Annotated in this window: 20 protein-coding genes; 12 read left to right on the top strand and 8 right to left on the bottom strand. The window is 64.6% G+C overall.

Annotation, left to right across the window (positions count from 1 at the left end; genetic code table 11):
* Positions 1 to 13 precede the first annotated feature (13 nt).
* Together AB4Y82_RS19260 and AB4Y82_RS19255 are read left to right on the top strand one after the other, a co-directional pair.
* Positions 14 to 1,072 carry an SDR family oxidoreductase gene (locus AB4Y82_RS19260; protein ID WP_441604730.1) on the top strand — a complete coding sequence of 353 codons (1,059 nt, stop codon included), beginning with the start codon at positions 14 to 16 and terminating at the stop codon, positions 1,070 to 1,072.
* Between the two features lie 26 nt (positions 1,073 to 1,098).
* On the top strand, positions 1,099 to 2,112 hold the full coding sequence (locus AB4Y82_RS19255) for a zinc-binding alcohol dehydrogenase family protein (protein WP_441604729.1): 1,014 nt from the start codon (positions 1,099 to 1,101) through the stop codon (positions 2,110 to 2,112).
* Positions 2,113 to 2,154: 42 nt separating this feature from the next.
* Here the strand turns inward: AB4Y82_RS19255 and AB4Y82_RS19250 are convergent, their stop codons facing one another.
* Positions 2,155 to 3,525 carry an FAD/NAD(P)-binding protein gene (locus AB4Y82_RS19250; protein WP_441604728.1) on the bottom strand — a complete coding sequence of 457 codons (1,371 nt, stop codon included), beginning with the start codon at positions 3,523 to 3,525 and terminating at the stop codon, positions 2,155 to 2,157.
* A gap of 38 nt (positions 3,526 to 3,563) precedes the next feature.
* Positions 3,564 to 4,142: a cysteine dioxygenase gene (locus tag AB4Y82_RS19245; protein ID WP_441604727.1), complete on the bottom strand. Its 579-nt coding sequence runs from the start codon at positions 4,140 to 4,142 to the stop codon at positions 3,564 to 3,566.
* Positions 4,143 to 4,366: 224 nt separating this feature from the next.
* Here AB4Y82_RS19245 and AB4Y82_RS19240 point away from each other — a divergent pair, with 224 nt between their 5' ends.
* Positions 4,367 to 4,657 carry a hypothetical protein gene (locus AB4Y82_RS19240; protein WP_441604726.1) on the top strand — a complete coding sequence of 97 codons (291 nt, stop codon included), beginning with the start codon at positions 4,367 to 4,369 and terminating at the stop codon, positions 4,655 to 4,657.
* Positions 4,658 to 4,746: 89 nt separating this feature from the next.
* On the opposite strand, the gene AB4Y82_RS19235 is transcribed toward AB4Y82_RS19240, so the two are convergent.
* Both AB4Y82_RS19235 and AB4Y82_RS19230 read right to left on the bottom strand, forming a co-directional pair.
* Entirely contained in the window at positions 4,747 to 5,406 is a 660-nt protein-coding gene (locus AB4Y82_RS19235) for an energy transducer TonB (RefSeq protein ID WP_441604725.1), read from the bottom strand.
* Between the two features lie 196 nt (positions 5,407 to 5,602).
* Positions 5,603 to 6,430, bottom strand: coding sequence for a universal stress protein (locus tag AB4Y82_RS19230; protein WP_441604724.1), 828 nt, complete (start codon positions 6,428 to 6,430; stop codon positions 5,603 to 5,605).
* Between the two features lie 291 nt (positions 6,431 to 6,721).
* Between AB4Y82_RS19230 and AB4Y82_RS19225 the strand changes: the two genes are divergently transcribed.
* The 3 genes from AB4Y82_RS19225 (at position 6,722) to AB4Y82_RS19215 (ending at position 8,338) form a co-directional block, all read left to right on the top strand.
* Positions 6,722 to 7,150, top strand: coding sequence for a hypothetical protein (locus AB4Y82_RS19225; RefSeq protein ID WP_441604765.1), 429 nt, complete (start codon positions 6,722 to 6,724; stop codon positions 7,148 to 7,150).
* A gap of 145 nt (positions 7,151 to 7,295) precedes the next feature.
* The gene (gene trhA / locus AB4Y82_RS19220; protein ID WP_441604723.1) at positions 7,296 to 7,964 is read left to right on the top strand and encodes a PAQR family membrane homeostasis protein TrhA; all 669 of its coding nucleotides are present in this window, start codon (positions 7,296 to 7,298) and stop codon (positions 7,962 to 7,964) included.
* On the top strand, positions 7,961 to 8,338 hold the full coding sequence (locus AB4Y82_RS19215) for a TfoX/Sxy family protein (protein ID WP_441604722.1): 378 nt from the start codon (positions 7,961 to 7,963) through the stop codon (positions 8,336 to 8,338). The genes trhA and AB4Y82_RS19215 overlap by 4 nt, the downstream gene beginning before the upstream one ends.
* 10 nt (positions 8,339 to 8,348) lie before the next feature.
* Here the strand turns inward: AB4Y82_RS19215 and AB4Y82_RS19210 are convergent, their stop codons facing one another.
* Entirely contained in the window at positions 8,349 to 10,121 is a 1,773-nt protein-coding gene (locus tag AB4Y82_RS19210) for a DUF885 domain-containing protein (protein WP_441604721.1), read from the bottom strand.
* 106 nt (positions 10,122 to 10,227) lie between these two features.
* A complete protein-coding gene (locus AB4Y82_RS19205) occupies positions 10,228 to 10,710 on the bottom strand; it encodes a DUF456 domain-containing protein (protein WP_441604764.1) in 483 nt (160 codons plus the stop codon).
* 13 nt (positions 10,711 to 10,723) lie between these two features.
* Between AB4Y82_RS19205 and AB4Y82_RS19200 the strand changes: the two genes are divergently transcribed.
* Complete coding sequence (locus AB4Y82_RS19200) at positions 10,724 to 11,467, top strand: serine/threonine protein kinase (RefSeq protein ID WP_441604720.1); 744 nt, start codon at positions 10,724 to 10,726, stop codon at positions 11,465 to 11,467.
* Positions 11,468 to 11,558: 91 nt separating this feature from the next.
* Here AB4Y82_RS19200 and AB4Y82_RS19195 read toward each other — a convergent pair whose 3' ends face one another.
* The gene (locus tag AB4Y82_RS19195; RefSeq protein WP_441604719.1) at positions 11,559 to 12,458 is read right to left on the bottom strand and encodes a LysR family transcriptional regulator; all 900 of its coding nucleotides are present in this window, start codon (positions 12,456 to 12,458) and stop codon (positions 11,559 to 11,561) included.
* A gap of 116 nt (positions 12,459 to 12,574) precedes the next feature.
* Between AB4Y82_RS19195 and AB4Y82_RS19190 the strand changes: the two genes are divergently transcribed.
* Positions 12,575 to 13,177 carry a short chain dehydrogenase gene (locus AB4Y82_RS19190; protein ID WP_441604718.1) on the top strand — a complete coding sequence of 201 codons (603 nt, stop codon included), beginning with the start codon at positions 12,575 to 12,577 and terminating at the stop codon, positions 13,175 to 13,177.
* A 130-nt stretch (positions 13,178 to 13,307) separates the two neighbouring features.
* Here AB4Y82_RS19190 and AB4Y82_RS19185 read toward each other — a convergent pair whose 3' ends face one another.
* Complete coding sequence (locus AB4Y82_RS19185; RefSeq protein WP_441604717.1) at positions 13,308 to 14,084, bottom strand: ferredoxin--NADP reductase; 777 nt, start codon at positions 14,082 to 14,084, stop codon at positions 13,308 to 13,310.
* A gap of 271 nt (positions 14,085 to 14,355) precedes the next feature.
* Here AB4Y82_RS19185 and dusA point away from each other — a divergent pair, with 271 nt between their 5' ends.
* From dusA to AB4Y82_RS19165, 4 genes are all read left to right on the top strand, one after another.
* Positions 14,356 to 15,360 (top strand): tRNA dihydrouridine(20/20a) synthase DusA, encoded by a 1,005-nt coding sequence (gene dusA / locus AB4Y82_RS19180; protein ID WP_441604716.1) that lies wholly within the window; start codon positions 14,356 to 14,358, stop codon positions 15,358 to 15,360.
* Between the two features lie 184 nt (positions 15,361 to 15,544).
* Positions 15,545 to 15,778 carry a PepSY domain-containing protein gene (locus AB4Y82_RS19175; RefSeq protein ID WP_441604715.1) on the top strand — a complete coding sequence of 78 codons (234 nt, stop codon included), beginning with the start codon at positions 15,545 to 15,547 and terminating at the stop codon, positions 15,776 to 15,778.
* Positions 15,778 to 16,470, top strand: a complete 693-nt coding sequence (locus AB4Y82_RS19170; protein WP_046971280.1) for a response regulator transcription factor — start codon at positions 15,778 to 15,780, stop codon at positions 16,468 to 16,470. Before AB4Y82_RS19175 ends, AB4Y82_RS19170 begins: the two co-directional genes overlap by 1 nt.
* A complete protein-coding gene (locus AB4Y82_RS19165; RefSeq protein WP_441604714.1) occupies positions 16,436 to 17,854 on the top strand; it encodes an ATP-binding protein in 1,419 nt (472 codons plus the stop codon). Before AB4Y82_RS19170 ends, AB4Y82_RS19165 begins: the two co-directional genes overlap by 35 nt.
* Positions 17,855 to 18,317: the final 463 nt, after the last annotated feature.

Here is an 18,317-nt window from a genome sequence, read left to right as displayed (position 1 = left end):
GCAAAGGATGGGCATGAGCAAGCAAACCAAGGTCGCACTCGTGGTGGGTGCCCAGGGCGTGATCGGTCGCAATCTGATCGATCACTTGTCGACGCTTGAGGACTGGCAGGTGATCGGCTTGTCGCGTCGCGGTGGGACAGGTGCTGGCCGCGTGCAACACATCGCCGTCGATCTGCTCGATATTGACGACACGCTGGCAAAGCTGCGCAAACTCGATCACGTGACGCACGTGTTCTACGCGGCCTATCAGGATCGCCCCAGCTGGGCCGAACTGGTGCCGCCGAACGTGGCGATGCTGGTGAACGTGCTGGACGCGATCGAAGCGGTGGCGCCGCAGCTTGAACACATCAGCCTGATGCAGGGCTACAAGGTCTACGGCGGACACCTCGGTCCGTTCAAGACGCCGGCGCGCGAAACCGATGCGGCCTTCATGCCGCCGGAATTCATGCACGATCAGCAACGCCTGCTCGAACAGCGACAACAGGGCAGGGCGTGGAGCTGGTCGGCGATCCGCCCTGCGGTGGTCGGCGGTTTTGCGCTAGGCAATCCGATGAATCTCGCGCTCGCCATCGCCGTGTATGCGTCGATGAGCAAGGAGCTCGGCCTGCCGCTGCGTTTTCCCGGCAAGCCGGGTGCCTACGACAGGCTGCTGGAGATGACCGATGCCGGTCTGCTCGCCAGCGCCACGGTGTGGGCGGCCACCGAGCCGCATTGCGCCAATCAGGCTTTCAACATCACCAACGGCGACCTGTTCCGATGGAACGAGATGTGGCCCTTCATCGCCGATTATTTCGGCCTTGAAGTCGCGCCACCACTGCCGCTATCGCTCGATAGCGTGATGGCAGACAAGGAGCCGCTGTGGCAAGCCATGGGCGAACGCCACGGCCTCGCGCCGCATGCCTATGCCGAGGTATCGTCCTGGCGTTTTGCCGACTTCGTGTTTTCCTGGGACTACGACATGTTTGGCGACGGTTCCAAGGCGCGGCGCTACGGCTTCCACGAACATGTGGAAACCAAGGCGATGTTCACGCGACTGTTTGATGACTTTCGTCGGCGCAAAATCATTCCCTGACTTTTCAGATTCGCAAGGAGAGCTGCATGAAAGCCGTCGCGTACCGACAGATCCTGCCCATCACGGATCCGCATAGCCTGATCGACGTCGAGTTGGCGCAGCCCGCGCCGCAAGGGCGCGATCTGCTGGTGCAGGTCGAGGCGATCTCGATCAATCCGGTGGATACCAAGGTGCGCCAGCGCGCCAACCCCGAGGGTGCAGACAAAGTGCTGGGTTGGGATGCCGCCGGCACCGTGGTGGCGGTGGGCGCCGACGTTACGCTGTTCAAGCCGGGCGATGCGGTGTACTACGCCGGTGCGATCGATCGTTCCGGCAGCAACGCGCAATTCCAGCTGGTCGATGAGCGCATCGTGGGACGCAAGCCCGGCACACTCGATTTCGCGCAGGCCGCGGCGATGCCGCTCACCACGATCACTGCGTGGGAATTGCTGTTCGACCGGCTCAACCTGCCTCGCGGCGCCACAGCGCGTCCTCGCGTCATCCTGGTCGTCGGCGGTGCAGGCGGGGTGGGTTCGATGGCGATCCAGTTGGCACGCACGTTGACCAATGCCACCGTGATCGCCACGGCGTCGCGTGAAGACAGTCAGGCGTGGGTGAAGGCCTTGGGCGCGCATCACGTGGTCGATCATCATGGCGATCTGGTCGCCGCGGTGAAGGCGGTGGCGCCGCAAGGCGTGGACGATGTGCTCAGCCTCACGCACACCGAGCAGCACTTCGCGAAGCTGGTGGAACTGCTCAAACCACAGGGCAAGCTGGCCTTGATCGATGATCCGGCCAAGCCGCTGGAGATCAACCTGCTCAAGCAGAAGAGCATCTCGCTGCACTGGGAGTTCATGTACACGCGCTCGCTGTTCCACACCGAGGACATGCAGGCGCAGCATCGTCTGCTCAACGAAGTGGCCGACCTGGTCGACGCCGGTGTGTTGCGCACGACGCTGCGCGACAACCTGGGTGCGATCAATGCGGAGAATCTGCGTCGCGCACATCAGCAAGTGGAAAGCGCGAGCTCGATCGGCAAGCTGGTTTTAAGCGGCTGGTAATCGCTGGCACGCAAAAAAAAGGAGCGCCAAGCGCTCCTTTTTTTATCCGCCCTTCAACAACCGGTCGGCGAGATTGCGCGCCTGCTGGCGTATCTCCGGCATGGCCGTGGATTCCCACAGCGTGCCGCGCAGCAGGGTACCGATCGCGTAGAAGTGCGGCCACGGCTGGTTGCCATGCGCCACGCGTCCTTCCGTCGTTGCCGTGACGCCCAGACCGAGCGGATCGGCGGTGACATGGCCATTGGTCGACAGCTGGCGGATCAACGGATGCTGCGTGCGCCGCACATCCGTGTTGAGGCCCACCGTCTGGATGACCAGATCGGCATCCATGGTTTCCATGCCCTTGCCGTGCGGACGGCGGATTTCCAGATGCAGCTTGTCGCCGACGACATCGACCGTCTGCAGACGACCGCGACGACGGTGCAGCCGGTCGCCATCCTCAAGCGCCTTCATGGCCGCCATGACCTGCGGCGGCATGCGATGGCGCACGCGTTCCCAGGCCCAGCGTGCATGACGCAGGAAGCGCGAGCGTTCCGCTTCCGCCAGCAGCGCCCATAGCGAAGGCGTATGCGGGCGCAGGCTGTCGACCACGGTGCGCCAGTCGGCGCTTTGCGCCATGGCTTCGCGCAGCAGGCGGATCCAGGTACGGATGTAGGGTTCGTCGCGCATCGCCTCGATCAGTTCGCCGCTGTCGTCAGCTGGCGCGGAGGCGTGCTGCAGATGTGGCTCCGGCAACAGGCCGTGGCGCGAGATGGCTTCGAAGCTGGCGTTCGGCCACAGCGCCGAAAGCTCCAGCAACACGTCGACGGCGGTGAGACCCAGTCCGATCAGCACCACTTTGCGCGGACGTGTGTCCGGCTTGGCCTGCGCAAGAAAACCCCAGGGTTCAGTCACGTACTGGCCGCTTTCGAGCGCCGCATCGCTGACGCCATTCAACGGCAGCGGCGGCAACGAACCGATCGCCAGCACGGCGGCGTCGGCACGTGCGCTGTCCTCGCCATGGATCACATTGACGCCATCGTGCTCCGGCACGATGGCATCCACCTCGAACGGCAGCACGCGCACATCGTGGCCGGCTGCACGTGCACGCTCGAGCGCGCGCTCCACCTGAGCTTCGAGATAATCGCCATAGAGGCGTCGCGGCAGGAAATCGGTACCGGCGATGGTGCTGTCGCCACGCTGGGCGTATTCCAGAAACCCGTGCGGCCGGGCAGCAAACATGCTCATCGAGGCCGCACGGACGTTCAACAAATGTTTGTCGGACCGCGTGCCATACGCGACACCACGCGGCGAGTTACCGCCGCCGGTATACCAGTCCAGATGCAACTGCTGCGGCAACTGGCGTTCCAGTAGCTCGCTCAGCAGCGCTGCCGCTGCAGCACCGCCGCCGATGATGGCGACCCGTCGATACATGCCACTCCCTCAAAAAAAGCGTCTTCACGTGTGTGGCTTCAAGCATACAGGCGGCCGGCCAAGGCGCTGCGCTGCTGGCTTGCGGTCCACTGGCCAGCTTCGCCAGCTTGTTGGTATGTAAAGTACTGTGCCAGATCGCCACCGTACACGTGAAGCGTCAAGGCAGTGTCGTGCCGGGAGAGGTTGCGGCAACGGTGGACGTGGCGGTCGTCAGCGTCGAACCAGGTGACATCGCCGGGGCCTAGCCAGTCGCGGCCGGTCAATCGCAGGTTCTTCCCGTCCTGGTCACGGTCCCAGGATTCCACTTCGAGTGCCCCATGCAGGGCCATCTCCAGGCCCCACAGGCCATCGTGATCGTGGATCGGGGTGGCGTAGTTGGCGGGCCATGCCATCACGAGCACGCTGATATCGGGCTTGTTGCGCTGCGCCACCAGCCAGCGTTCAAAGCCGCGGTTGCGCTCGCGCAAATCGGCCAGGTCGCCGATCAGGGCCTGCTTATTCTGGTAAACCGTACGACTCAGTTCCCTTGCCATCGAGGCAAGGTCAGGGTGCTCGCCCACCCCATAGTCAAATGCGATTTCACGCAGCGCCTTGAGGTGTTGCATGTGTTTGGCCATGCGCAGTCACTCATGGAAACCGGCGCGCAGTGGAGCATGCGTATCGTTAAAGTCCCGTAACACCGGGGCGAGATCGGCATGGCGAGGGACATGACTTTCGCGACATGCGCGACATGCCGCAAAAGCGCACGATGCTTTCCAAGCAGGCCTTGAAACTTGCATCGGTTGCCACAACTGCTCGATGCGCAACGGTCGCCGGCAGTGACGCCGGGAGGAGACACATCATGTTTGCGATAAGCGTGCTCTTGATGTTGATAGTAGGCGTTTGGCTCGGGGTCGCCTTGATCGGCCTGGTCTTCAAACTCGCCTTCGCCTTGATCGGCGGGCTGTTCAGCCTGGTCGGCGCCGTGCTCGGTCTGGTGTTCGGCGGCCTTGCCTTGTTGATCGCCGCGCCCATCGTGGCGCTCGCCCTGTTGCCCTTGTGCCTGCCGGTGATTTTGCTGGTGGCCGTGGTGTGGGCCATCGTGCGCCTGGCGCGCGGACCTGCGCCGGCGGCGCCCGTCAACGCCCACTAGAACTTCGCTTGCCGTGGAAGGGCCCGGCCTGCCACTGGATGCAGGTCGGGCCTTCCGCTTCAGATCGTTCTAAAGCGCGACGAAGCCGCTCAAAGCTCGTTCAAATTGAACGTCACCGGGACACGTGCCCATGCACGCACGGCCCGGCCATTCACCATCGCCGGTTCGAACTTCCAACTCTTCAGCACCTGCTCGCGTGCACTGCGATCGAGCAGGCTGTAGCCGCTGCTTTGTTCGATAGCGACCTCCTGCGGAACACCGTTCTCGTCCACCAACACCTTCAGGATCACTTGCCCTTGCAGGCGCGAATGCAGCGCCTGTGCGGGATATTTCAGCGGCGTCGCCCGATAGGCGAGGGTGGCTTCGACGGGAGTGTTGGTAACGTCCGCTGCGGGAGGGGCGATGGTGGGCGGAGTCACGGGCGCTGGCACCGTGCCATCGTCCGTGGTGTTGACCACTGGCGGCGTCACCGGAAGGGGATGCGTTAGCGCTTGCGGATGTGGAACGGTCTTCGGCGGCGCCAGCTTTTTGATATCGATCGGTGGTGGCGGAGGCACTTCCTTCGCCGGGGTGATCCAGCTGATCGGCGTGGCGGCAATGCGTTGCACCTGCTCGGCCAGTTGCGGCGCCATCGGACGCATGAGGGCGAGCAGCGCAGCGAGGTTGAGGGTGATCGCCACGCTCATCGCGGCGATGCGGATGTGGTCGGGATGGGCATGACGGGGTGCAGCCAGGCTTGCGGACGACATAGGCGACCTCCTGACGTATCGATGTGAATTTTGACGCCTGCTGGAGCAGGCGGATGGCCCGTGCACGCCGCGCGGGGACGCGGAGGGATCGTGTCGGTGCGCTTGCAGCCTAAGCCCGAAAAAAAGACTTGCGCAAGTAGCCGTATGGAAGGCTATTCTGGCGGGCGGGAGCTGCCTGGCCCGGTTCGGGCTTTTTTCAGTGCGCCACCAGCATCGGCACGTCGCCATGCATGAACAGGTGGCGGGTGGTGCCGCCGAGCACCATTTGCGCGAGCCGCGAGCGGCTCCAGGCGCCCATCACGATCAGGTCGGCTCCCTGGCTATGCGCAGCCTCCAACACGGCGGGCCCCGCGGCGTGACTGGGGCCGCTATCGAGCGTATCGATGCGGGCGTTGATGCCGTGGCGCTGCAACCAGTCGGCCAGGCCGGGCGGCGGCAGCACCGGCAACATGTCCGCGTTCATTTCGCTGCCGTCGAGCACGCGCACCAGATCGGCCTTCTGCAGCAACGGCACGGCCGCGGCCAGCGCGAGCGCGGATTCGCGGCTGCCGTTCCATGCCACCAGCACATTGGCGCCGACGCTGGGCACGGGCGAGACATCCGGCACTACCAGTACCGGCCGCCCGCTGGCAAACACGCAACGCGACACCGAGCCGAAACCGACTGGCGCATCGCTGCGCTTCTGGCTGCGCTCCATCACGAGGATGTCGTAACCGGAGGCCGCCTGGCTCACCGCCTGGACGGTGTCGCCCTGGGTGACCCGCCAGCTGCCGTTGAGCGCACGGGCGGCCAACGCCTGCTGCCAGTGGTGGTCATGTGTTCGTGCTTCGGCGACGCGGCGCTGTGTTTCTTCGAGTTGTACGGGCACGGCTTCGGGAAGACTGAAGGCGGTGGCTGGCAGGTCGGCCACGTAGAGCGCGTCGAGCCTAGCCCCCAGCCGTTGCGCCAAGGCCAGGGCGGCACGCGGAGCGGCAACGCCCAGGTCGAGATGGTCCAGATGCAACAGCAGGTCGATCGCAGACATGGCGGCTCTCCTGATTCCCAATCCGATATCAGCATAGAGCCTGCCATCGGTGGCGGTGCAGCGCGCGAAATCGCAGGACAAAAAAAGCCCCGCACAGGACGGCGGGGCGGTAAGGCCGGGCATCGGGGGAGAGAGAGGGGATGCCCGGTTATCGCATTGTTTCCCCTTGCGGCTTGCTATGGCGTACATCCTGGGTGAATGGCCTGTTCACGCCGCAGCGGGCTGGCGATTGCCAGAACCGCGCGCTTGCTGCCTACTGGCAGCGCGCAACCAGGGAGAAGGGCAATGAGCATGTCGAAGTGGATGGCTGCCACCGTGCTGGCCGTGGCCGGCTGGGCGGCATCAGTGCCGGCACATGCCGGCGATATCGAGTGCAAGATGAGTTTCAACCTCGCGGGCTGGTCGGTGTTCTATCAGACGGCCACCGGCAGCGGTACTGTCCACTGCAACAACGGCCAGAGTCTGTCGGTGCACCTGCGCGTCAAGGGCGGCGGACTCACCTTCGGCAAGAGCCAGATCACCAATGGCGTGGGCAAGTTCTCGGGTGTCAGCAGCATCAGCGAGATCAAGGGCCATTACGCCGATGCCGGCGTGCATGCCGGTGCAGCCAACTCGGCCGGTGCGCGCGTGATGACCAAGGGCAATGTGTCGCTCGCGCTCAGCGGCACCGGCAAGGGCTGGGACCTGGGCGTGGCCTTCGGCGCCTTCATCATCGAGTGATCGGACGGCACGGCGCGCCGGCGTCGTGCGGTCTTGCGTCGCGGGCATGCCTGACGGATGCCCGCTTCCGCTCTTGTTGAATCGGATCGGGCGTCCTAAGGTGGCGGGGCCGTACGCTCCAGTACGTTCCGTTTGAGGAATCCCCATGTCCGCCACCTCCGGCACGGCTCTCCCCCGCTATGCCTTCGGCGACGAGCTCGCCAGCAGTGTGATTCACGGCATCGGCATCCTGCTGAGCATTGCCGGCCTGGTGACGCTGGTGACGTTTGCAGCGCTGTACGGCGACACCCGGGCCGTGGTGGCCAGCGCGGTGTTCGGCACCACGCTGATCCTGTGCTACACGGCCTCGACGCTGTATCACTCCATTCCCGGCGCGCTGCCCAAGCGCGTGTTGCGTACGCTCGACCACATCGCGATCTTCCTGCTGATTGCCGGCACCTATACGCCGTTCACCCTGATCGCCTTGCCGGGCGCCTGGGGCTGGAGTCTGTTTGCCACGGTGTGGACGCTGGCGCTGATGGGCAGCGCGCTCGAACTGGGCCTGCTGAAGAAGTACCGCAAGCTGGCGGTACTTATGTACATCGGCATGGGCTGGGTGGGCGTGATCGCGTTCAAGCCGTTGCTGGCGCATCTGCAGACGGGCGGCATGGTGTTGCTGCTCGCCGGTGGCGTGGCATACACGCTCGGCGTGCCGTTCTACCTGTGGCGCAAACTGCCTTATCACCACTCGGTATGGCACTTCTTCGTATTGGCCGGCAGCGTGCTGCACTATCTTGCCGTGCTGCTCTACGTGCTGCCCGACGCGCCGATGTGAACCCCGCGATCGAGCTTCTGCGCCAGGAACTGGAAGACGCCGCCACGCACCTGGGACGTCCACACGATCTGCGGTTCAAGCCGATGTTCGGCGGGCTGATGGCCTGGTTCGATGAAAGGCCGTGCGCGTGGTTATCGTCACAAGGCCTGGCATTGCGCCTGGCTGAGGCGGACCAGGCTGGCTTGCTCGCCCACGAAGGTGCGGCTCGCTTCCGTCACAGGGCAGACGAGCCGCCCAGCCGCGACTACATCCTGGTACCGCCAGCACTGCGCAGCGACACGGCGAACTTTGCGCAGTGGCTGGAACTCAGCAGTCACGCGCCCGCCCCGCAAAAGAAAAGGCCGCGCCCGAAAGCGCGGCCTCGTCAGAACTAAACAGCGGCTTTTACTTCGCCTGCTTCTTCTGCGACGGAATGAACTGCGTGCGCACCGCTTCGGCGAGCTGCTCGGGCGGCAACAAGCCCTGGCCGATCACGAAGTCGTTGAAGGCCTGGCGGTTGAAGTCCTTGCCCAGCGCCAGCTCGGTGTTCAAACGCGTCTGCTGCAGGCGCATGTACCCGTAGAAATACGCAGTGGCCTGGCCCGGGCTGTTGAAGGTGTAACGGTCCAGTTCCTGCTGCGTCATCGCCTCGGACAGGCCCACGTCGTAACGCAGCACATCGTGCGCACGTTCCTTGGTGATCAGGCCGAGGTTGAGCATCGGATCGAGATACGCACGCGCCGCGCGCTGCAAACGCGCCTGCAAGGCCACGAACTGGCCCGACGGCGGCTCGTACGGCAGCATTTCCGACTCGGCATACAGCGCCCAGCCTTCCACGTTGACGCTGTTGAAGGCGAACAGGCTGCGTGCCAGCGACACGCCGCGTTCCACCATCGCCGCGAACTGCAGCTCGTGACCCGGACGGCCTTCGTGCGCGGTCAGCGTCCAGGCGGCCGCCTTATAGGTGAAGTCGTCATACGAATCGGACTTGCCACCACTGGGGTTGCCCATGGTCAGCACGAAGGTGCCCTGTTCGCCGTGGTTGTTGATGAACGGCGGCGGGTCCATGTGCGGTGCCGGCACGGCGGCGGTTTCCGCTTCCGACGCCAGGCGCATCTGCATCTTGCGCTGGGGCAAGGTGATGATGTGCTCGCGGCGGATGGTGTCTTCGATCTTGCCGATGATCTCGTGGTACCAGGGCACCACGTCATCCTTGCCCAGCTGCTGCTTTTTCAGCGCCTTCAGCACGTCGCGATAGTCGGTGGCCTGGATGCCTTCTTCCTTCGCCACCACCGGCGCCATCATCTGCATCATCGAGCGCAGCTCGGTGAATTCGAACTGCGCTTCCTTGATCAGCTGTTCCGGCGGAATGTCGATGCCGACCTGCTTGAGGTTGTACGCATACAGCGGCTCGGGCAGGCGGAAGTCAGTACGCTCGCGCGGCACGATGGTGGTGCGCACCCAGCTGTCGTAGTCCTTGAGCTGGCTGTCCAGCGCATCGAGCGCGGCCTTGCCCTGCGCGTCGTCCAGCTTGTACTTGGCGAACAGCTGGCGGATGCCCTGGGTGTAGCGCGGCGTATTGCTGAGCTTCTGCTCCACTTCGTTCTTGTACGGGCCGATCAGGTCCTTCTCGCCCAGTCGTGCCGTGGTCTGCGCCTTGGCCAGCTCGACCAGCGGCGTGCAGCCCGCGGTCTTGCCCACGTAGCATTCCAGGCGCTTGAGCGCGGCGGGGCGACGATTGGCGGCCACGTCGTCCTTCAGCAAGACGAACTCGCCCTGGAAGATCAGCTGGCCCACGTCCTGGTACGGCAGCATGTACTTGTGATTGAGATCGATGCCTTCGATCTGCTGATCGACGGCCTTGATCATGATCTGCAGATCCTGGCGGACGTTCTCGTCCTTCTCGCTGGCCAGCATCTTTTCGAGCTTGCCCTTGGCGTCGACGAAGGCGGCACGCGAACGGGCGTCGACGTCGGGCTTCATGTCGACGACCTTGTCGTCGAAGCCGGGCACGCCGATCTGCGAGGCGAATTCCGGGTTGAACTTCGCCATCACATCGAGCAGCACCTTGGCGTCGGTGTTGCTGCGTTCGATCCAGGCGGGCGACTTGGTTTCCGCTTGGGCGGAACCGACGGCGACCAGCGAAACCGCCAGTGCCAGGGCGAGACGTTTGGACATGAGCACTTCCCTGAAGGTGGAGTGCCCCCGAGCCTATAGGGCGGCGCGTACGCTGCGCCATGTGCCGAAGGTCGCGCTAGCCGAATGGCCAGCCCCGGCCCCGGGCTCAGCCAAACAGCATGGCAAACGCGAACAAGCCGATCATCACAAAGGAAATCACCAGCTTCACCACGGTGCCAAACAGCAGCCCCAGCCAGGTGGCCACGCCCACATGGGCCGAACGCAGCACGCTGGTGCCCGAGCTCAGCTCGCCCAGCAGGGCGCCCAGGAACGGACCGACTATGAGCCCGGCGAGGCCGAAGAACATGCCCACCACGGTACCGATGCCGGCTCCCCAGATCGCTCTGGGGCTGGCGCCCACCCGTTTGGCGCCCAGCGACGCAGCCACAAAGTCCAGCGCCACGCCGATGGCGCCGAGGACGCCGATGACCACCAGCCACCACGTTCCCAGGTGCCGATACTGGTCCACCGCGGCCACCAGCCAGATGCCGCCGAAGATCATCGGGATGCCGGGCAAGGCAGGCAGAATGTTGCCGGCGAGGCCGCCGATCATCAGCAGGGCGGCCAGCACGTAGAGTGCAATCTCCAGCATGAGGTTCTCCATGTTCGAGAACCCAGCATATCGGCATGGCCATGCCGCCGGCATCACGCCGTTGGGTGACAATGGTGCACGGCCACCGCAGGGAGCATCTGTGGATACCTCAGGCGACGCGCTGCTCAAGTCCGATGAACTGGGTCGCATCGAGATGATCGAGCGGCATGGCGTGCGCGTGATCCGCCGCGATGTCCACGCGGCCTGCTGGTGGGCACGCGCTTTCGCCCGCCGCGCCGCCGCACGCGAAGCGCGTGCGCTGATCAAGCTCGATGGTGTGGAGGGGGTGCCTGCGCTGCTGGGCTGGAACGGGCGAGAACTTCTGCGCAGCTATATCGCCGGCGCACCGATGCAACAAGGGCAACCTTGCGACCGCGCGTATTACCGCGATGCACTGCGACTGCTGGCGCGCCTGCATCGGCGCGGCATCGTGCACAACGATGCGGCCAAGGAGCCCAACTGGCTGGTGGGCGTGGATGGCCGCCCTGCGCTGGTGGATTTCCAGCTCGCCTGGACGCGCGGCAAGCGTGGGGCATTGTTCCGTGCATTGGCGCGCGAAGACCTGCGTCATCTGCTCAAGCACAAGCGTACGTATTGCGCGCAGGCGCTGACCGCACGGCAGCTGCTGATCCTGCAAACACCTGCTCCGCATGCGCTGCTATGGCGTGCCACTGGCAAGCGCCTCTACAAACTGATCGCGCGACATGTGTTCGGATACTGGGACAACGAAGGTAAGGGCCGCGTGCGCCAGTGAAGGTGCCTCGCCCTTTGTAGGAGCGCACTTGTGCGCGACCGCAGCGCCTCAGGGTTTTCGTTGCGTGGGGCGGTCGCGCACAAGTGCGCTCCTACACAGAAGCTTCCGCCCCGAAGCGCTCCAGCAAAAACTCAATCATGCTGCGCAGCTTCGCCGTCGGCCGGCGATCCTGCGCGTACAACAGATGCATCGGCGTCGACGGCGGCGCCCATTCGGGCAGCACCGCCATCAGTCTTCCTTCGGCCAGATCGTCCGCCAGCAATACCTCGGGCTGCAGCACGATGCCGGCGCCGTGCAGGGCGGCGACACGCAAGGCATCGCCATGATCGACCGATAGCCGCCCCTGCACCGGTACATCGCACTCCGCACCCTCAGGTCCGAGCAAACGCCACTGGTCGCGACGACGCCAGTTGGTGAGGCCCAGGCAAGTGTGTTTGGAAAGCTCCTCGGGACGCGACGGGTTGCCGTGCTTGGCGAGGTACTGAGGGGACGCGGCCAACAGCATGCGATACGGCAGCAGGGGGCGTGCGACCAGCTGCGGGTCATCGACTGCGCCAATGCGGATGCCTAGCTCGTAGCCTTCGCTGACCAGGTCGAACACGCGATTGTCCAGCGACAGTTCCACGCTGACATCGGGATAGCGTTGCAGGTAATCGGTGAGCGCTGGGGTAAGCCTGCGGCTGCCGAAGCTCATCGGTGCGGTGATGCGGAGCCGTCCGCGCGGCGTGGCCTGCAATTCGTGGGCGCTGCGCTCGGCCAGTTCCACATCGGCCAGTACCAGCTTGCAGCGTTCGTAATAGAGCCGGCCTACCTCGGTGAGCTGTTGCCGGCGCGTGGTGCGATGGAGCAGGCGCGCGCCCAACCGTTGCTCGATCGCGCGGATGTGCTTGCCGGCCATGGTCGGCGACACCCCGCTGGCCTCCGCGGCTGCCGCGAAACTGCCGGTATCCACCACCCGCACGAACATCGCCATGCTTGCCAGCGTATCCATGATTGAAAACCCATGGTTCGGAATGGGTCGCATCATGGCACGTTTATTGTGACCGCGGCTCGGCGGACACTGGGGGCTTGGCGACCCACGCCGGGGCGCATCCACGAGGCTTCACCATGCGAATTCTTCTAGTCGGTGCCAGCGGCATCGTCGGCCAGGCGGTGGCAGGGGCCTTGGCGCCCCACCACGAACTCATCCGCGCCGGGCGCCACTCGGGCGATGTACGCGTCGATCTCACCGACATGGCGAGCGTCGAGCGGATGTACGCGGAGGTAGGTCAGCTCGATGCCGTGGTCACCGCGGCCGGCAGCGTGCATTTCGGCGAGCTTGTGAACACAACGCCCGCGCAATTCATGTCCGGACTGCAGGACAAGTTGATGGGGCAGGTGAATGCGGTGATCGCCGGCATCCCGCATCTGCGCGACGGTGGCTCCTTCACGCTGACCAGCGGCATCACCGCCGAAGAGCCGATCAAGCTGGGCACCAACGCCACCACGGTGAATGCGGCGATCGAAGGCTTCGTGCGTTCGGCTGCAACGGAATTGCCGCGTGGTCTGCGCATCAATGCGGTGAGTGCCACCTTGCTTACCGAAGCGCTCGAAGCGTATGGGCCGTATTTCCCGGGCTTCGAGGCCGTGCCCGGCGCACGCGTGGGTCAGGTGTATCGACGCAGCGTGGAAGGCGTGTTGACCGGCCGCGTCTACAAGATCTGGGAATAGACGCAGCGCTGAGAGAAAGAAAACTGTGGGAGCGCACCCTGTGCGCGACGGCGCTTCGTTGTACCTCGACGCAGCGCCCGTCGCGCACAGGGTGCGCTCCCACAAAAAAATCCGCGGTGTTCCGCGCGATTTATTTCTCGACGAACGCCCGCTCAATCACATAATCGCCCGGCTCTCGCGTACGCGGCGACACCTGAAAACCCCGCGTATCCAGCAACGCGCAGGTGTCGTCCAGCATCGAGGGACTACCGCACAGCATCACGCGATCCGTCGCCGGATCGAGCGGCGGCAGGCCAATCGCAGAGCTCATCGCCCCATCGACGATGTTGTCGGTGATGCGTCCCTGGTTGCGGAACGTTTCGCGCGTCACCGTGGGGTAGTAGATCAATTTCTCGCGCACCAGTTCGCCGAGGTATTCGTGCTGCGGCAGCTCGGTTTCGAGATAGTCCTTGTAGGCAAGATCGTTGACGTTGCGCACGCCGTGCGCGATCACGATCTTCTCGTAGCGATCATAGGTTTCCGGATCGCGCACCAGGCTCATGAACGGCGCCAGGCCCGTGCCCGTGCCCAGCAGATACAGATGCCTGCCCGGCTTGAGGTCGTTGAGCACCAGCGTGCCGGTCGGCTTGCGGCTGACGATCAGCGGGTCGCCCGGCTTGAGGTGCTGCAGGCGCGAGGTGAGCGGACCATTGGCCACCTTGATACTGAAGAACTCCAGGTGTTCCTCGTAGTTCGCGCTGGCGATCGAATAGGCGCGCATCAGCGGACGGCCATCCACTTCCAGGCCGATCATCACGAACTGGCCGCTGTCGAAACGGAAGCCCGGATCGCGCGTGGTGCGGAAGCTGAAGAGACTGTCGTTCCAGTGGTGCACGTCGATCACGTGCTCCGTCGCCAATGCCACCATTGCCGGTACCGTCCTAAAAAAAGCTTGGGGAAGCTGCGGGCAGGGTACCGGCCAGGCCGGTACTGGACTCGTGTGGGGAAGGCGGAATCCGCTGCGCCTGACGAGTGCTGCCCTGGGGGTGCAGCGAAGGCGCCATTATGCCATGGCGTCCTGGCAGCTCAGGCTGCCGGGCGTCGCGAGACCCGGTTTATTGCGTCAACCTGCCGCATCGAGCGGGCCGCACGGGCAGGGCCTTCGCGACCCGCCGGGCCGAGCAAGTACAATAGGCCCCATGTCAGCCCCGATTTCTCCCTTGCGGCAGCCGATCCAGAAGGACGACTGGCGCCTCACCGTCGCGCCCATGATGGACTGGACGGACCGCCACTGCCGGTATTTCCACCGGCTGCTGTCGCCGCATGCGCGCCTGTATACCGAGATGGTGACCAGCGCCGCCCTGGTGCGCGGCAAACAGCTGCGCCTGCTCGAACACAGCCAGCAGGAGCACCCCGTGGCCCTGCAACTGGGCGGCAGTGATCCGGCCGAGCTGGCCATTGCCGCGCGCTACGGCGCTGAGGCGGGCTATGACGAGATCAACCTCAACGTCGGTTGCCCGTCCGACCGCGTGCAGTCCGGCCGCTTCGGCGCCTGCCTGATGCGCGAGCCGGCCCTGGTGGGCGATTGCGTGAGGGCCATGCGCGATGCGGTCGATATCCCGGTCACCGTCAAATGCCGCATCGGCGTGGACGACCAGGACGACTACGCCGACCTGCAGCACTTCACCGAGACGATGATCGCCGCCGGCGTGGAAGTGCTGGTGGTGCATGCGCGCAAGGCCTGGCTGCAGGGCCTGAGCCCCAAGGAAAACCGCGAGATCCCGCCGCTGGACTATGAGCGCGTGTATCGCCTCAAGCGCGAATTTCCCGACCTCGTGGTGGTGATCAACGGCGGCATCACCTCGGTCGAGCAGGTGCAGGCCCACCTGCAACAGGTCGACGGCGTGATGCTGGGGCGGGCGGCCTATCACGACCCCTACCTGCTCGCCCAGGTCGAGGCCGCGCTCTACGACGAGCCGATGCCGACCCGTGAGGACGTGCTGCTGCGCCTGCGGCCCTACGTCGAGGCCGAGCTGGCCCGCGGCACGGCGCTCAAGCACATCAGCCGCCACCTGCTGGGTCTGTACCAGGGCGAGCCCGGGGCCCGCGGCTTCCGCCGCCGGCTCAGCGAGGGCGCCCATCTGCCGGGGGCCGATTGGTCGCTGATGGAGCAGGCCATCGCACAACCGCGCATCGCCGCGTGACCGTTCAGGTTCGTCCGGCCTATATTCAGCCGCGATTCCATAGTCTGAACGCCGATGGATACCGTCCCCTGCCGTTACCCGGGCTTTGTTTAACAAAATGAAAACAATCCTGCGTCCCCTGGCATGGCTGCTGGCACTGTCGACAGGCACCGCTGCCTGGGCGGCACAGTCCACGGAGCCATCCATGTCGCTGGAGCAGGCGGTGACCCAGGTGCAGCATGAAACAGGCGGCAAGGTACTGTCCGCCAGTACCGTGCGGCGGGGCCGCAGTTCCTTCGAACACCGCGTGAAAGTGCTGACGCCCACCGGGCACGTACGCGTGGTGACCGTGACCACGGAGGCCAGCAAGGCGCCGGCTTCCAGTGATTCGACCAAGAACCCGTCCAGTGACGGTGGAAGCAACAAGGAGAAACACTGATGCGCATTCTTTTGGTTGAGGACGAGGCTCCCCTGCGCGAGACCCTCGCCGCCCGCCTGAAGCGCGATGGTTTTGCCGTCGATGCGGCCCAGGACGGTGAAGAGGGCATGTACCTCGGACGCGAAGTGCCCTTCGATCTGGCCATCATCGACTTGGGCCTGCCCAAGATGTCGGGCATGGACCTGATCAAGTCGCTGCGTGAAGCCGGCCAGCGTTACCCCATCCTGATCCTCACCGCCCGTGGCGGCTGGCAGGACAAGGTCGAAGGCCTCAAGCACGGCGCCGACGACTACCTGGTCAAGCCGTTCCACGTCGAAGAGCTGCTGGCGCGCATCAACGCGCTGGTGCGCCGCGCCAGCGGCTGGTCCAAGCCCATCCTGGCCTGCGGCCCGATCAAGCTCGATACGACCGCCCAAACCGTGACGGTGGAAGGCAAACCGGTCGACCTGACCAGCTATGAATACAAGGTGCTCGAATACCTGATGCTGCACGCCGGTGAGCTGGTCTCCAAGGCCGACCTCACCGAGCACATCTACCAGCAGGATTTCGATCGCGATTCCAACGTGCTGGAGGTCTTCATCGGCCGCCTGCGCAGGAAGCTGGACCCGGAAGGCAACCTCAAGCCCATCGAGACGGTACGTGGACGCGGATACCGCTTTGCCATCCCTCGCAGCGAAAGCGAAGACGAATGATCCATCGCCGCCGCGCCGCCCGCTTTCACTGGCGGGCCGCGCAGCGCTGGCGACGGGATTTGTGCTGGCTGCGTTCCTGGGCGTGGTCGGTCTTACGCTCACGCGCACGGCAGCCGACAGTTCGCTGAAGGGGCTGCAGGATCGCCTGCAGAATTTTGTCGTGGCTTACCTCGCGGGCACCGAAGTCGGTCGCTCCGGCAAGGTGCTGCTGCCCGACACGCCGCCCGATCCGAGTTTCTCGCGACCGGGCTCGGGCCTTTACGCGGTCGCCATCGGCGACAACGGTTTCAAGTGGGAATCGCCGTCGGCCATTGGTCGCGACTTCGGCTTCCTGCATCCCCTCGCGCCCGGCGAAGAGCACTTCGTCGGCCCAGTCGATACGCGCATGGGGCGCCTCTACTACTACATCTACGGCGTGGCGCTCGATACCGCCGAGAAGAAATCGGTGCACCTCACTTTCATGGTGGCGCAGACGGAGGACCAGCTCGAAGGGCGCAACGCGGTGTTCCGACGAAGCCTGGTGTTCTGGCTGGCGTCACTGGGCGTGATGCTGATCCTGCTGCAGATGCTGTTGCTGCGCTGGAGCCTCACGCCGTTGCGCAAAGTCGCCAACGAGATGTCGCGCGTGGAGCGCGGCGAACGCGAGCACCTGGGCGATCAATACCCGCTGGAACTCACCGGCCTTACCGAACGCATCAATGCCTTCATCGACAGCGAGCGCGAACAGCGCGTGCGTACGCGCAACACGCTGGCTGATCTTGCGCACAGCCTGAAGACGCCGTTGGCGGTGATCCGCTCCAGTCTGGAAAGCGCGATCGCCCAATCGGCCTTGCGCGATCCGGTGCTCGAGCAAGTACGCCGCATGGATGAGCTGGTCGCTTACCAGCTTGCGCGCGCCGCCACCTCCGGCCGCCAGACCTTTGCTACCACCGCCATTCCCATTGCCGGTCACGCGGAAGATCTGGTGCAGAGTCTGGAGAAGGTCTACGCCGCCAAAAACGTGTTGTGCGAATTCGATATCGACGACAACGCGGCGTTCTACGGCGAGCAGGGCGATCTGCTCGAACTGATGGGCAATCTGTTGGAGAACGCGTTCAAGTGGGCGCGCCATCAGGTGTTGCTGGTGGTGAAGATGCGTCCCGTTGCGGGTCGCCAGCGTCCTGGTTTGTGGTTGAGCGTCGAGGACGATGGTCCGGGCATCAATGACGACAAGATCGAAGCGGTGCTGCAGCGTGGCGTGCGCGGTGATGAGCGCGTGCAGGGGCACGGGATTGGCTTGTCGATCGTGCAGGACATTATTCGCGCTTATGGCGGCGAGTTGGTGGTGGATCGGTCGCCGGAGTTCAATGGGGCGCGGTTTAGTGTGACGTTTCCGCCGGGGTGAGGTTGGCCCCCATCTTCCCCGTCTTTGCTCGTGATCCCGGCGTAGGCCGGGGTCCAGTAGCGGTGCCGCTCGGTTGTCGCGATCCCGCCAGCGTGCCGCCTACGACGCAAAGCTAGTCCCTGTGGGACGCGGCGGGCGTTTCGATCGGCTGCCGCCGCTCGAGTCACTTTTCTCTTGCTGGCCCAAGAGATCCCTCGGGACTAGCTTCGCGTCGAAAGTAACCCAAAGAGAATGGCCTGATAACGCCCGCAGCATCGTGTTGGGATAAGCCCGAACGCTTGAGGCGCGTCGTTGTGGGACAACCTCCGAGGGTACACAGCGGATACCTCAATGCGCTGCGCAACGCGCCCGAATCGCTGAGGACTTAAAGCGGGGCCTCGCTGCGCATCGGCTGTGGGTCACAGATGGCGCACTTGATGCCGCGCCTGGCGCTTGGCTTGTCTGTGGGAGCGCACCCTGTGCG

The sequence above is a fragment of the Dyella sp. 2YAF14 genome, assembly GCF_052114725.1.
Lineage (GTDB): Bacteria > Pseudomonadota > Gammaproteobacteria > Xanthomonadales > Rhodanobacteraceae > Dyella.
This window is presented reverse-complemented; position numbering and strand designations above follow the sequence as displayed.

Excerpts from the sequence above, each read along its gene's own strand:
- AB4Y82_RS19260 (WP_441604730.1), top strand. The coding sequence starts at position 14 with ATGAGCAAGCAAACCAAGGTCGCACTCGTGGTGGGTGCCCAGGGCGTG.
- AB4Y82_RS19255 (WP_441604729.1), top strand. The coding sequence starts at position 1,099 with ATGAAAGCCGTCGCGTACCGACAGATCCTGCCCATCACGGATCCGCAT.
- AB4Y82_RS19250 (WP_441604728.1), bottom strand. The coding sequence starts at position 3,525 with ATGTATCGACGGGTCGCCATCATCGGCGGCGGTGCTGCAGCGGCAGCG.
- AB4Y82_RS19245 (WP_441604727.1), bottom strand. The coding sequence starts at position 4,142 with ATGGCCAAACACATGCAACACCTCAAGGCGCTGCGTGAAATCGCATTT.
- AB4Y82_RS19240 (WP_441604726.1), top strand. The coding sequence starts at position 4,367 with ATGTTTGCGATAAGCGTGCTCTTGATGTTGATAGTAGGCGTTTGGCTC.
- AB4Y82_RS19235 (WP_441604725.1), bottom strand. The coding sequence starts at position 5,406 with ATGTCGTCCGCAAGCCTGGCTGCACCCCGTCATGCCCATCCCGACCAC.
- AB4Y82_RS19230 (WP_441604724.1), bottom strand. The coding sequence starts at position 6,430 with ATGTCTGCGATCGACCTGCTGTTGCATCTGGACCATCTCGACCTGGGC.
- AB4Y82_RS19225 (WP_441604765.1), top strand. The coding sequence starts at position 6,722 with ATGTCGAAGTGGATGGCTGCCACCGTGCTGGCCGTGGCCGGCTGGGCG.
- trhA (WP_441604723.1), top strand. The coding sequence starts at position 7,296 with ATGTCCGCCACCTCCGGCACGGCTCTCCCCCGCTATGCCTTCGGCGAC.
- AB4Y82_RS19210 (WP_441604721.1), bottom strand. The coding sequence starts at position 10,121 with ATGTCCAAACGTCTCGCCCTGGCACTGGCGGTTTCGCTGGTCGCCGTC.
- AB4Y82_RS19200 (WP_441604720.1), top strand. The coding sequence starts at position 10,724 with ATGTTCGAGAACCCAGCATATCGGCATGGCCATGCCGCCGGCATCACG.
- AB4Y82_RS19195 (WP_441604719.1), bottom strand. The coding sequence starts at position 12,458 with ATGGATACGCTGGCAAGCATGGCGATGTTCGTGCGGGTGGTGGATACC.
- AB4Y82_RS19190 (WP_441604718.1), top strand. The coding sequence starts at position 12,575 with ATGCGAATTCTTCTAGTCGGTGCCAGCGGCATCGTCGGCCAGGCGGTG.
- AB4Y82_RS19185 (WP_441604717.1), bottom strand. The coding sequence starts at position 14,084 with ATGGTGGCATTGGCGACGGAGCACGTGATCGACGTGCACCACTGGAAC.
- dusA (WP_441604716.1), top strand. The coding sequence starts at position 14,356 with ATGTCAGCCCCGATTTCTCCCTTGCGGCAGCCGATCCAGAAGGACGAC.
- AB4Y82_RS19175 (WP_441604715.1), top strand. The coding sequence starts at position 15,545 with ATGTCGCTGGAGCAGGCGGTGACCCAGGTGCAGCATGAAACAGGCGGC.
- AB4Y82_RS19170 (WP_046971280.1), top strand. The coding sequence starts at position 15,778 with ATGCGCATTCTTTTGGTTGAGGACGAGGCTCCCCTGCGCGAGACCCTC.